Raw genomic sequence first — 11,824 nt, 5'->3', positions numbered from 1 at the left:
GCTGTGGACAAACGGTTCTGCAGAGCCTGAGATAGACGCAGTACGTCCATGGTAGGGAGGCGGGGGGACATGGCACCTGAACAAATGGCCGAGCCGCCGGAGGCCGGCCCCGTCGCGCCGCCCGCCCGTCCGCTCGACGCGATCGACCAGGACATCCTGCACATGCTCCAGGCGGACGGCCGGGCCTCCATCCGCTCCGTGGCCGAACGGGTCCATGTGTCGCGGGCCAACGCCTACGCACGGATCAACCGCCTCATCGAGGACGGCGTGATCCGCGGCTTCGGGGCGCGCGTCGACCACGAACGTGCCGGTCAGGGCACGTCGGCGTACATCACTCTCAAGATCGTGCAGAACTCCTGGCGCACGGTGCGGGAGCAGCTGAGGGTGCTCCCCGGGGCCTCGCACATCGCTCTGGTGGGCGGCGATTTCGACGTACTTCTCCTGGTGCACACGCCGGACAACCGGGCGCTGCGCGAGCTGGTGCTCACCCGTCTCCAGGCCATCCCGGAGGTGCTCAGCAGCCGGACGCTGCTGGTCTTCGAGGAGGAGGACCTGGAGCCGGAGGGCTGACCCCGCAGCCAGGGCCGAAGGGCTGACGCCGCCGGATCGCCTGGGACTCCAGGCTCCCTGAGCTCCCGCCGGAGCATGAACCCTGCTGGAGTCCCGGCACCTTCACGGCTGCCCCCGGAGCCTGAACCCTGCCGGACGCCTCCCGGGACCTCCCGAGTCCGCCGGAGCCCGAACCTGCCGGCCTCCTGACACCCTCACGACTCCTGGCGGAGCCCTCCGAAGACCAGCACCACCACGGCGTCGGCCACTTCCCGCGCGCCCATGCCCCGCGCGTCGGGCCGGTACCACTCCACGAGCGAGTTGATCATCCCGAAGACCAGCCGGGTCGCGAGCCGGACCTCCACGTCGCCGCGTACGTCCCCGTCGGCGGCCGCGGCCTTCAGGAGCTCGGCGACCCTGTGGTCGAAGTCGCGGCGCCGCTCCAGCGCCCACCGCTCGGTGCTCGTGTTGCCGCGCACCCGCAGCAGCAGCGTCACATAGGGCAGCTCGGAGGTGAGCACCTCGACCATGCGCCGTACGACGTACTCCAGGCGCTCCACGGCACGCCCCACGCACGCGTGCTCCTCGTCGAGGATCCCGAAGAGGCCGTCCAGCGCCCGGCTCACCGCGCGCCGCAGCAGCTCCTCCTTGCCCGCGACATGGTGGTAGATCGACGACTTGGAGATGCCGGCCGCCTTGGAGAGGTGCTCCATGGAGGTGCCGTCGTAGCCGCGTTCGTTGAAGACCTGGACCGCGACCGAGAGCAGTGTCTCGGGGGTGTACGTGTCCCGCTTGGCGGTGGTCACGCGGTGCCCTCCCGCTTCTGGTCGGCGTAGGCGTGGCGGTACAGCGCGAGCGACGGCGCGTAGCGCCCGGAGGGGTCGCGTACGTGCAGTTCGTCCAGGACGTCGTACGACCAGTTCGTGCCGAGCCTGCGGCTCCACTCGAAGGGACCCAGGGGGTAGTTGACGCCGAGGCGCATCGCGGTGTCGATGTCCTCCTCGGTGGCCACGCCCTTGGCGACGGCGTCGTGCGCGAGATCGACGATCCGGGCCACCGTGCGGGCGACGATCATGCCGGGGCAGTCGCCGATGACGCTGACGTCCTTGCCCAGTGCCTGGAAGAGGCCGATGGCCTCGGAGAGCGTCTCGGGAGCGGTGTCCTGGGACGCCGACAGAGCGATCCGGGTGGCCTTGCGGTAGTCGAGCGCGAGGTCGAAGTAGACGACGTCACGGAACTCGACCGAGGTCTGGCCGTCGGCGAGGACCAGCTGGCCGCCGCTGGGCAGGACCAGGCGGGTGCCGTGGTCCTCCTCGTCCTCGCGGACCCCTATGCCCGCCTCGCGGATCAGTTCGAGGACCTCGGCGGCGGGGCCGAGGTCGCCCTCCACGACGACGTACGCCGGTGCCTGCGCCTTCTCCGCTGTGTGCGGCTCGGCCCGCTCGGCGTCCTCCCCGTGGTCGTACCAGCCGTGTCCCGCCTTGCGGCCGAGCCGGCCCGACTCGACGAGCCGACGCTGGGCGAGCGAGGGCGTGAAGCGCACGTCCTGGAAGAAGGACTGCCACACGGAGTGCGTGACGGACTCGTTGACGTCCTGGCCGATCAGGTCGGTGAGCTCGAAGGCGCCCATCCGGAAGCCGCCGGACTCGCGCAGGACCGCGTCGATGGTGGCGGGGTCGGCGGCCTGGGACTCGTGGACCGCGAAGGCCTCGGCGTAGAAGGGCCGCGCGATGCGGTTGACGATGAAACCGGGGGTGTCCGCGCAGGCGACGGGAGTCTTGCCCCAGGCGCGGGCCGTCTCGTACGCGCGCGTGGCCGACGTGACGTCGGTCGCGAACCCGGAGACGACCTCCACGAGGGGCAGCAACGGTGCCGGGTTGAAGAAGTGCAGCCCGACGAGGCGCCCCGGGTTGCGCAGAGCGCCGCCGATGGCCGTGACGGACAGCGAGGAGGTGTTGGTGGCGAGCAGGCAGTCTTCCCCGACGATGTCTTCGAGGGCGCTGAAAAGCTGCTGTTTCGCGTCGAGTTGTTCGAGTACCGCCTCGACGACGAGTACGCAGTCGGCGAGGTCGGCCAGGCTCGCTGCCGGGTGGAGCCGGGCGCGTGCGGCGTCCCGGTCGGTGCCGCTGAGCCGGTCCTTCGCGACGAGCCGGTCGAGTCGGGCGCCGATCGCCTCGGCCGCCGCCTCGGCACGCCCGGGAGCCGCGTCGTAGAGCCGCACGGGGTGGCCCGCCACCAGCGCGACCTGGGCGATGCCCTGGCCCATGGTGCCGGTACCGACGACTGCCACGGGGCTGCTGAGGTCGAGTGCTGTCATGTGCGCGATCCTCCCGCACGGCGATTTCCACAGATGCGGCGGACCCCCTTGTCCCGACCGATCGTTCGGTTACTCTAACCCTGACTGTCCATTCCTGCCCAGCTCGCGAGCTCGACGAGGAGCTCTTGAGACGAGGAGTTGGTCCTTGATGGCCGCCGAACTCACCGCGCACCAGTTGATCGCCCAGCACCGGCCCACCCTCGATCAGGCGCTGGAAGCGATCCGCACACGCGCGTACTGGTCCCCGCATCCCGAGCATCCCAAGGCGTACGGCGAGCACGGAAGCCTGGGCATGGCCGAGGGCAAGGCCGCCTTCGACGCCCTCCTGGGCACCCGCCTCGACCTGGGCCAGCCCGGCACGGACGACTGGGCCGGCGGCGAGGTGTCGCCGTACGGCATCGAGCTGGGCGTCACGTACCCGCACGCGGACATCGACACCCTGCTGCCCGCCATGCGCGCGGGGCAGCGCGCCTGGCGCGACGCGGGAGCGGAGATCCGCGCCATGGTGTGCCTGGAGATCCTCAAGCGGATCAGCGACCGCACCCACGAATTCGCGCACGCGGTCATGCACACCAGCGGCCAGGCCTTCATGATGGCGTTCCAGGCGGGCGGCCCGCACGCACAGGACCGCGGCCTGGAAGCGGTGGCGTACGCGTACGTGGAGCAGGTCCGCACTCCCGACACCGCGGAGTGGACCAAGCCCCAGGGCAAGCGCGACCCGCTCGCGCTCACCAAGCAGTTCACGCCCGTCCCGCGCGGCATCGCGCTGATGATCGGCTGCAACACCTTCCCGACGTGGAACGGCTATCCGGGCCTGTTCGCCTCCCTGGCCACCGGCAACGCGGTCCTGGTGAAGCCCCACCCGCGCGCGGTGCTGCCGCTCGCGCTCACCGTGCAGGTCGCGCGCGAGGTGCTCACCGAAGCGGGCTTCGATCCGAACCTGGTGGCGCTGGCCGCCGAGCGACCGGGTGAGGGCATCGCCAAGACGCTGGCCACCCGCCCCGAGATCCGGATCATCGACTACACCGGCTCCACGGCCTTCGGCGACTGGCTGGAGACCAACGCCCGCCAGGCACAGGTCTACACGGAGAAGGCCGGCGTCAACACGGTGATCGTGGAGTCGACCGGCGACTACAAGGGGATGCTGTCCAACCTGGCGTTCTCCCTGTCGCTCTACAGCGGCCAGATGTGCACCACCCCGCAGAACCTGCTGATCCCCCGCGACGGCATCCGTACGGACGAGGGCCACAAGTCGTACGACGAGGTCGTCGCCGACCTCTCGAAGTCGGTCGGCGGACTCCTCGGCGACGACGCCCGCGCGAACGCGCTGCTCGGCGCCATCGTGAACCCGGACGTGAAGGCCCGCCTGGAGGCCGCCGCCGGACTCGGCGAAGTGGCGCTGCCCTCACGGCAGATCGACAACCCCGAGTTCCCGGGCGCCGTCGTGCGCTCGCCGGTGATCGTGAAGCTCGACGGCGCCCGCAAGTACTGGGAGAACGCCGAGGGCGCCGCCGACGAGGCCGCGTACATGAGCGAGTGCTTCGGACCGGTCTCCTTCGCCGTCGCGGTCGACTCGGCCGAGGACGCCGTGGAGCTGCTGCGGCGCACGATCAGGGACAAGGGCGCGATGACCGTCGGCGCGTACACCACCGACGAGACGGTCGAGCGCGAGATCCAGGAAGCCTGTCTGGAGGAGTGCGCCCAGCTCTCCCTGAACCTCACGGGCGGGGTCTACGTCAACCAGACGGCCGCGTTCTCGGACTTCCACGGCTCGGGCGGCAACGGAGCCGCCAACGCGGCGCTGTGCGACGGAGCCTTCGTGGCGAACCGCTTCCGGGTGATCGAGGTGCGCCGCGAGGCGTGAGCCCTGACGCCCCTCGGGCGTCTACGCCGGTGCGCCCCCGCCGGCGCTCCAGTGGAACAGCGTCATGGCCACACTGGTCGCGAGGTTGTAGCTGGAGACCTGGGGGCGCATCGACAGTGACACCAAGTGGTCGGCCCGGGCCCGCAGTTCGGCGGACAGTCCGCTGCGTTCCGAGCCGAAGGCGAGCAGGGCGTCGTCGGGGATCTTCGACCCGCGGATGTCCTCACCCTCCGGGTCGAGCGCGAACACCGGGCCCGTCGGCAGTTCGTCCACCGTCAGACGCTCCACGGCGGTCGCGAAGTGCAGGCCGGCCCCACCGCGTACGACCGTGGGGTGCCAGGGGTCGAGGGTGCCCGTCGTGACCACCCCGGTCGCGCCGAAGCCCGCCGCGAGCCGGATCACGGCGCCGGCGTTGCCCAGGTTGCGCGGATTGTCGAGGACCACGACAGGCGTGGTGCGGGGCGTGCGGGCCAGCGCCTCCAGGTGGGCGGCGCGCGAGGGCCGTACGGCGAGAGCGGCGACCGAGGTGGGGTGCGGACGCGGCACGAGGGCCGTGTACGTCGCCTCCGGGACCTCGGTCAGAAGCTCGTCGAGAACGGCGCGTACGTCGGGGGCGAGCTCGTCGGCCAGTGCCAGGGCCGCCTGCCGGTCGGTGGTGACGGCGACCGGGACGCGCGCTCCGAAGCGCACCGCGTGCTTGAGGGCGTGGAAGCCGTCGAGCAGGACGGAGCCGTCGGCGAGCTGACGCCATGCGCGTACCGGGTCGTTCATGCGGGGAAGCCTACGTGCGTCTGCTCGGGCTCCTCCGGAACGCCCGGCTCGGGGGCCCGGGGCCCCGGCACCGTACGGCCGCCGCCGGAGAAGAGCCGGGCACGCACGCGTGCCACCTGTCCGCCGAGGAGCCGCAGGAAGGACGTCGGCAGGAACACGGCGTCCGCGGCGATCATCGCGAGCGAGAAGAACGGCAGCCCGAGGACCACGGCGATCACGGCGTGCTCGGTGATCATGGCCGCGAGCAGGACGTTCTTGACCCGCCGGTTGAGCAGGGTGAAGGGGAAGGCGACCTGCACGGCGACCGTCCCGTACGTCACCAGCATCACGATCGTGCCGTGCGCGGACAGCAGCTCGGACAGGGCCGGCCAGGGCGAGAAGGAGTCCAGGTGGAGCGGGTAGTAGACGGCGGTGCCGTCCTGCCAGCGCGAGCCCTGGATCTTGTACCAGCCGGCGGTCGCGTAGATCAGGCACGCCTCGGCCATGACGATCATCAGGGCCGCGTTGTGCACAAGGTTGGCGACGACATCCAGGAAGACGCGCGGCTGCGCCGTGCGCGCGACCCGGCCGACGGTCCACCACAGGGCGTGCACCGCCCACAGCCCCCAGAAGAAGGTGAACCAGCCGCCCAGGAAACCCCCTTCGATCCGGCCCGCACCCGTCGCCGCCGCCAGCAGGACGCCGAACACTCCCCACAGGGCGGGACCCCCTCGGCCGGGCCCGGTCCACTCGCCCCGCGCGTACGCCTCGTGTTCGAGGCGCTCCCGGCGCGCGTCGAGGGACCACACCCGGCCGCAGCGGGTGAACACCAGATAGATCGACATCAGGTGGAGGACGTTGTCCCCGCCGTCGCCTATGAAGACACTGCGGTTCTGCAGGGACAGCACGCCGATCATGAAGAGCACGGACATCGCGCGGGTCCGCCAGCCCACCAGCAGCAGGACGCTGGAGAGGACGGCGAGCGCGTAGACGATCTCGAACCACACCTGGCTGTCCGACCACATCAGGGCTGTGAAGGCGTGGTTGCTCGCGACGAGCTGCTGGGCGAGGTCCCAGCTCCACGGTCCGTCGGGCCCGTACATCTCCTGGCGGTGCGCGTACTCGCGCAACAGGAACAGCAGCCAGGTGGCGGCGAAGCCGATACGGATCACGGCGCTCTGGTACGGGCCGAGCGCGGACTCCGTGACACGGGCGATGCCGCGCGAGACCGTCGAGGCGATTCGGTTCATCGGGCGCTCGCCTCCGTCAGACCGTCCGCGCGATCGCTCTCGGGAACGGCCCACCAGGGCAGCTCACGGAGGACGGGCTGGTCGGACACCTTCTCCTGGCTCCACTGGGGAGGCGGAACGTTGGTGGTCTGCGAGCGGAGCTGGACGCGCTCGACGACGGCGCCCTCGCCGCCCGCGTGCTCGCGGTCGAGCCGCAGCACGGCGATGCGGCGCAGATAGCGCTCCGAGAGGTCGCCGCGCAGGCCCGTGGGGCGGTTCTCGCCGTCGTGCGTACCGATGTAGAAGTCCCAGGCGCGACGCAGTTCGTTCTGCTGGGTGTGGCTCGGCACCGGATTCCCGTCGATGGCGAGGCCGTCGAGCGCGGACAGGTCGTACCAGCCGGTCTCGCGACTGGTCCCGTCCTCGGCCCGGACCAGGGCGCGGACCTGGACCGTGATGTCCAGCTGCAACGGGTTGGGGGCGAAGAGCTTCCAGTTCTGCTCGAACTCGGGGTAGATCCACTCGTCGATCGCGTGGCCGTGCTGCTTGGTCACCGTGTTCGAGGGCGCGACATGCAGGAACACCATGCCGAGGTGCACACAGGAGACGACGGCCACGACGGCGAGGGCGAGGGCGGCGGCGATCTGATAGCCGAGGGAGAGGGCCGCCAGGCCCGCGGGCGCCACGGCCTCCGGACAAGCGACCACTTCGGGCTCGGTCCCATCGGTCTCCGCAGGAGCGAGCGCCTCGGACGCGGCCCCCTCGAACTCCGGGGGAGCCACCGACCCGGCCACCGACCCGGCCACCGGCTCGCCGGTCGTCGGCCTGTCGGTCACGGGCTCGTCGGTCGGCTGCCTGTCGGGAAGCGACGTGCCGCCGGTGGTCCCGCCGGGAGCGACTCCCTCGGCAGCGGCCCCCTCGGGCGCGACCGGACCAGGCGTCGACTTCGAGCCTTCGTCGTTCGCGTCCATCCCGCCCCGATTCACGATCCCGAATCCGACTGCCGGCCGCCGGGTTGCGGGCACCGTACCGCCACGTCGCACCGCACCACGACGTTCGCAAGCGAACCGTACTCAGACCCGCCCGCCCGGCACAGCCACATACGTCACAACGGCCACGCCAGAGGGCGCGAGGTTATCCACAGCGGTTGACACCATACGGCGCTCGACCGACCATTGATGCGAGCGGACCGAACGATCGGTCGGTCGGGAGTGAGAGGTCGAGGGGGACCGCATGGCGACAGCATCAGCGCACCACACGGCCCGCACACAGGCGGACGAAGCCGCCGACGAAGCGGCGCGCGCAGCGGCATACGAAGCCGTCTTCGACGCCGCGGTGGCGGCCGACGAACGCATCGAGCCCCGTGACTGGATGCCCGACGCCTACCGCTCGACCCTGGTCCGCCAGATCGCGCAGCACGCCCACTCCGAGATCATCGGCATGCAGCCGGAGGCCAACTGGATCACGCGCGCGCCCTCGCTGCGCCGCAAGGCGATCCTGATGGCGAAGGTCCAGGACGAGGCCGGCCACGGGCTGTATCTGTACAGCGCGGCCGAGACGCTCGGCACCAGCCGCGAGGAGCTGCTGGACAAGCTGCACTCCGGCCGCCAGAAGTACTCGTCGATCTTCAACTACCCGACGCTGACCTGGGCGGACGTCGGTGCCATCGGCTGGCTCGTGGACGGTGCCGCGATCACCAACCAGGTCCCCCTGTGCCGATGCTCGTACGGCCCGTACGCGCGCGCGATGGTCCGCGTGTGCAAGGAGGAGTCCTTCCACCAGCGCCAGGGGTATGAACTGCTGCTGGCCCTGAGCCAGGGCACCCCCGAGCAGCACGCGATGGCGCAGGACGCGGTCGACCGCTGGTGGTGGCCCTCCCTGATGATGTTCGGCCCGCCCGACGACGAGTCCTCGCACTCCGCCCAGTCGATGGCGTGGAAGATCAAGCGCCATTCGAACGACGAGCTGCGCCAGCGCTTCGTCGACATCGCTGTCCCCCAGGCCGAGTCCCTCGGCCTGACCCTGCCCGACCCCGACCTGGTGTGGAACGAGGAGCGGGGACACCACGACTTCGGCTCCATCGACTGGACGGAGTTCTGGGAGGTCCTCAAGGGCAACGGCCCGTGCAACGACCAGCGGATCACCCAGCGCCGGCGCGCCCACGAGGAGGGCGCGTGGGTACGGGAGGCGGCCGGGGCCTACGCCGACAAGCACACGAGCGGGACCGGCGGCTCCGCGAGCACGACCGGCGAGACAGGAGCGACCCGAGCATGACGAACACCGACTGGCCGCTGTGGGAGGTCTTCGTGCGCTCGCGCCGCGGACTCTCGCACACCCACGCCGGCAGCCTGCACGCGCCGGACGCCGAGCTGGCACTGCGCAACGCGCGCGATCTGTACACGCGCCGCGGCGAGGGCGTCTCGATCTGGGTCGTCCCCTCCACCGCCGTCACGGCCTCCTCGCCCGACGAGAAGGACCCGTTCTTCGAGCCGTCCGCCGACAAGCCGTACCGCCACCCGACGTTCTACGAGATCCCGGAAGGGGTGAAGCACCTGTGACCGTCACCGTGAACACCGCGGCGGCCCTGGCCCTCGGGGACGACGCCCTGGTGCTCTCGCACCGTCTGGGGGAGTGGGCGGGCCACGCGCCCGTCCTCGAAGAGGAAGTCGCCCTGGCCAACATCGCTTTGGACCTGCTCGGCCAGACCCGGGTCCTGCTGTCGATGGCCGGCGACGAGGACGAGTTGGCGTATCTGCGCGAGGAGCGCGCCTTCCGCAACCTCCAGCTCGTCGAGCAGCCGAACGGCGACTTCGCGCACACGATCGCGCGCCAGCTGTACTTCTCCACCTACCAGCGGCTTCTCTACACGCAACTGGCCGCCGGGGAGAGCGAGTTCGCTCCCCTCGCCGCGAAGGCCGTCAAAGAGGTCGCCTACCACCAGGACCACGCCGAGCAGTGGACGCTGCGCCTCGGCGACGGCACGGACGTCAGCCACGAGCGCATGAGCCGGGCGTGCGAGGCCCTGTGGCGCTTCACCGGTGAGATGTTCCAGCCGATCGAGGGCGTCGACATCGACTGGGAAGGGATGCGGGCCGCCTGGCTCGTGTCCGTGGGAGACATACTGCGCCGCGCCACGCTGTCGGTCCCCGAGGGGCCGCAGTCCGGGGCGTGGACGGCCGGCGCCGGACGCCAGGGGCTGCACACCGAGTCCTTCGGCCGGATGCTCGCCGAGATGCAGCATCTGCACCGCAGTCACCCGGGGGCGTCATGGTGACGGTGACCGCCCTCGAGGAAGAGCTGCGCAGACTGGCCGGCTCCGTTCTCGACCCCGAGCTGCCCGTTCTCACTCTGGACGAGCTCGGCGTGCTGCGCGCCGTGCATGTCCTCGGCACGGACTCCGTCGAGGTCGAGCTGACCCCCACCTACACCGGCTGCCCCGCCGTCGAGGCCATGTCCATGGACATCGAGCGGGTACTCCACGAGCACGGCATGCGCGAGGTGTCCGTGCGTACGGTGCTCAGTCCCGCCTGGTCGACGGACGACATCTCGGACGAAGGCCGCCGCAAGCTGCGGGAGTTCGGGATAGCACCGCCCCGCGGCGGGCGTCCCATGGGCCCCGTTCCGCTCGACCTGGGACCGACCAGGACGGCCACCGCCGAACCGGAACTGGAGCCTGTCCGCTGCCCGTCCTGCGGTTCGGCCGACACCGAGCTGCTCAGCCGCTTCTCGTCCACCGCGTGCAAGGCGCTGCGCCGCTGTCTGTCCTGCCGCGAACCGTTCGACCACTTCAAGGAGTTGTGATGGCCCGCTTCCACCCGCTCCCGGTGGCCGCGGTCGACCGGATCACCGACGACTCCGTGGCCCTGACCTTCGCGGTGCCCGCGGAGCTGCGCGAGGACTACCGGCACGCCGCCGGCCAGCATCTGGCACTGCGCCGCACGGTCGACGGCACCGAGATACGCCGTACGTACTCCATCTGCTCCCTGGCACCCGCGCCCGACGGCGAGGGACCGCGCACGCTGCGGGTCGGTGTACGCCTGGTCGACGGCGGCGCGTTCTCGACGTACGCGCTCAAGGAGATCGCCGTCGGGGACGAGGTGGAGGTGATGACTCCGGCGGGACGTTTCACGCTGGAGCCGTCGGCCGGCCTGTACGCGGCGGTGGTGGGCGGCAGCGGCATCACCCCGGTGCTGTCGATCGTCTCGACGCTGCTGGCGCGGGAGCCGGAGGCGAGGTTCTGCCTGATCCGCAGCGACCGTACGTCGGCCTCGACGATGTTCCTGGAGGAGGTCGCCGACCTCAAGGACCGCTATCCGCAACGGTTCCAGCTGGTGACGGTCCTGTCCCGGGAGGAGCAGCAGGCCGGGCTGCCGTCCGGGCGGCTCGACCAGGAGCGCCTTTCCGGGCTGCTTCCGGCGCTGCTGCCCGTGGACCGGGTGGCGGGATGGTTCCTGTGCGGGCCGATGGGGCTCGTACAGGGAGCCGAGAGGGCGCTGCGCGGGCTCGGGGTGTCCCGGACGCGGATCCACGAGGAGATCTTCCACGTGGACGCCGGCACCACGGCCGCTTCCGCCGTTCCGGCCCCCGCGCACAGCACGGTGACCGCACGGCTCGACGGACGCGGCGGCACCTGGCCCGTCCAGGACGGCGAGTCGCTGCTGGACGCGGTGCTGCGCAACCGTCCGGACGCGCCGTACGCCTGCAAGGGCGGCGTGTGCGGCACCTGCCGGGCGTTCCTGGTCTCGGGCGAGGTGCGGATGGACCGCAACTTCGCGCTGGAGCCGGAGGAGACGGAGGCCGGGTACGTACTGGCCTGCCAGTCGCATCCGGCCACGGAGAAGGTGGAGCTGGACTTCGACCGCTGAGCCCGATGAGCGGGACTCAGGCCCACTTGCTCCGGGCGGCAGGACTTCGGCTCACTTGGTCCGGAGGGCGGGACTCTGCCCACTTGGTCCAGGGGGCGGGGCTTCTGCCCACTTGGCGTGGCGGGGAGGCTCTCGACCGCCGGGCCCGGTGGCGGTGGTGCGGGTTCCCATCAGCTCACCGCTGCCGGCAGGTGGCCGGCAGCCCGCCCCGGCACGCGGGTGATCGACAGCCCGGCCCCGCCTGCGGTGA

The 11,824-nt window shown here is 71.1% G+C and carries 12 protein-coding genes; 7 read left to right on the top strand and 5 right to left on the bottom strand.

What is annotated here, in order from left to right; all coding sequences use genetic code 11:
* Positions 1 to 84: 84 nt before the first annotated feature.
* A complete protein-coding gene (locus ACWD68_RS20535) occupies positions 85 to 570 on the top strand; it encodes an Lrp/AsnC family transcriptional regulator (protein ID WP_451807875.1) in 486 nt (161 codons plus the stop codon).
* Positions 571 to 764: 194 nt separating this feature from the next.
* Here ACWD68_RS20535 and ACWD68_RS20530 read toward each other — a convergent pair whose 3' ends face one another.
* Both ACWD68_RS20530 and ACWD68_RS20525 read right to left on the bottom strand, forming a co-directional pair.
* A complete protein-coding gene (locus ACWD68_RS20530) occupies positions 765 to 1,355 on the bottom strand; it encodes a TetR/AcrR family transcriptional regulator (RefSeq protein WP_451807841.1) in 591 nt (196 codons plus the stop codon).
* Entirely contained in the window at positions 1,352 to 2,866 is a 1,515-nt protein-coding gene (locus ACWD68_RS20525) for a 3-hydroxyacyl-CoA dehydrogenase (protein ID WP_451807840.1), read from the bottom strand. The genes ACWD68_RS20530 and ACWD68_RS20525 overlap by 4 nt, the downstream gene beginning before the upstream one ends.
* A 148-nt stretch (positions 2,867 to 3,014) precedes the next feature.
* Here ACWD68_RS20525 and paaN point away from each other — a divergent pair, with 148 nt between their 5' ends.
* Complete coding sequence (gene paaN / locus ACWD68_RS20520; protein WP_451807839.1) at positions 3,015 to 4,730, top strand: phenylacetic acid degradation protein PaaN; 1,716 nt, start codon at positions 3,015 to 3,017, stop codon at positions 4,728 to 4,730.
* A 21-nt stretch (positions 4,731 to 4,751) separates the two neighbouring features.
* Here the strand turns inward: paaN and ACWD68_RS20515 are convergent, their stop codons facing one another.
* The 3 genes from ACWD68_RS20515 to ACWD68_RS20505 are packed head-to-tail and all read right to left on the bottom strand — an operon-like array spanning position 4,752 to position 7,680.
* Positions 4,752 to 5,501: a TrmH family RNA methyltransferase gene (locus ACWD68_RS20515; RefSeq protein WP_451807838.1), complete on the bottom strand. Its 750-nt coding sequence runs from the start codon at positions 5,499 to 5,501 to the stop codon at positions 4,752 to 4,754.
* Positions 5,498 to 6,730, bottom strand: coding sequence for an HTTM domain-containing protein (locus ACWD68_RS20510; protein ID WP_451807837.1), 1,233 nt, complete (start codon positions 6,728 to 6,730; stop codon positions 5,498 to 5,500). Before ACWD68_RS20510 ends, ACWD68_RS20515 begins: the two co-directional genes overlap by 4 nt.
* The gene (locus ACWD68_RS20505) at positions 6,727 to 7,680 is read right to left on the bottom strand and encodes a DUF5819 family protein (protein WP_451807836.1); all 954 of its coding nucleotides are present in this window, start codon (positions 7,678 to 7,680) and stop codon (positions 6,727 to 6,729) included. Before ACWD68_RS20505 ends, ACWD68_RS20510 begins: the two co-directional genes overlap by 4 nt.
* A 262-nt stretch (positions 7,681 to 7,942) precedes the next feature.
* On the opposite strand from ACWD68_RS20505, the gene paaA reads away from it, so the two are divergent.
* The 5 genes from paaA to paaE are packed head-to-tail and all read left to right on the top strand — an operon-like array spanning position 7,943 to position 11,574.
* The gene (paaA, locus tag ACWD68_RS20500) at positions 7,943 to 8,983 is read left to right on the top strand and encodes a 1,2-phenylacetyl-CoA epoxidase subunit PaaA (protein ID WP_451807835.1); all 1,041 of its coding nucleotides are present in this window, start codon (positions 7,943 to 7,945) and stop codon (positions 8,981 to 8,983) included.
* Positions 8,980 to 9,267 carry a 1,2-phenylacetyl-CoA epoxidase subunit PaaB gene (gene paaB, locus ACWD68_RS20495; protein WP_037735018.1) on the top strand — a complete coding sequence of 96 codons (288 nt, stop codon included), beginning with the start codon at positions 8,980 to 8,982 and terminating at the stop codon, positions 9,265 to 9,267. Before paaA ends, paaB begins: the two co-directional genes overlap by 4 nt.
* Entirely contained in the window at positions 9,264 to 9,983 is a 720-nt protein-coding gene (paaC, locus tag ACWD68_RS20490) for a 1,2-phenylacetyl-CoA epoxidase subunit PaaC (protein WP_451807834.1), read from the top strand. Before paaB ends, paaC begins: the two co-directional genes overlap by 4 nt.
* A complete protein-coding gene (paaD, locus tag ACWD68_RS20485) occupies positions 9,977 to 10,510 on the top strand; it encodes a 1,2-phenylacetyl-CoA epoxidase subunit PaaD (protein WP_451807833.1) in 534 nt (177 codons plus the stop codon). The genes paaC and paaD overlap by 7 nt, the downstream gene beginning before the upstream one ends.
* Entirely contained in the window at positions 10,510 to 11,574 is a 1,065-nt protein-coding gene (gene paaE, locus ACWD68_RS20480) for a 1,2-phenylacetyl-CoA epoxidase subunit PaaE (RefSeq protein WP_451807832.1), read from the top strand. The genes paaD and paaE overlap by 1 nt, the downstream gene beginning before the upstream one ends.
* Positions 11,575 to 11,824: the final 250 nt, after the last annotated feature.

The organism is Streptomyces sp. NPDC005141 (assembly GCF_053599975.1).
The sequence above is the reverse complement of the archived record's forward strand: the minus strand, read 5'-3'. Positions and strand labels throughout refer to the sequence as shown.

Excerpts from the sequence above, each read along its gene's own strand:
- ACWD68_RS20510 (WP_451807837.1), bottom strand. The coding sequence starts at position 6,730 with ATGAACCGAATCGCCTCGACGGTCTCGCGCGGCATCGCCCGTGTCACG.
- ACWD68_RS20505 (WP_451807836.1), bottom strand. The coding sequence starts at position 7,680 with ATGGACGCGAACGACGAAGGCTCGAAGTCGACGCCTGGTCCGGTCGCG.
- ACWD68_RS20535 (WP_451807875.1), top strand. The coding sequence starts at position 85 with ATGGCCGAGCCGCCGGAGGCCGGCCCCGTCGCGCCGCCCGCCCGTCCG.
- ACWD68_RS20525 (WP_451807840.1), bottom strand. The coding sequence starts at position 2,866 with ATGACAGCACTCGACCTCAGCAGCCCCGTGGCAGTCGTCGGTACCGGC.
- ACWD68_RS20515 (WP_451807838.1), bottom strand. The coding sequence starts at position 5,501 with ATGAACGACCCGGTACGCGCATGGCGTCAGCTCGCCGACGGCTCCGTC.
- paaN (WP_451807839.1), top strand. The coding sequence starts at position 3,015 with ATGGCCGCCGAACTCACCGCGCACCAGTTGATCGCCCAGCACCGGCCC.
- paaA (WP_451807835.1), top strand. The coding sequence starts at position 7,943 with ATGGCGACAGCATCAGCGCACCACACGGCCCGCACACAGGCGGACGAA.
- paaB (WP_037735018.1), top strand. The coding sequence starts at position 8,980 with ATGACGAACACCGACTGGCCGCTGTGGGAGGTCTTCGTGCGCTCGCGC.
- paaE (WP_451807832.1), top strand. The coding sequence starts at position 10,510 with ATGGCCCGCTTCCACCCGCTCCCGGTGGCCGCGGTCGACCGGATCACC.
- paaD (WP_451807833.1), top strand. The coding sequence starts at position 9,977 with ATGGTGACGGTGACCGCCCTCGAGGAAGAGCTGCGCAGACTGGCCGGC.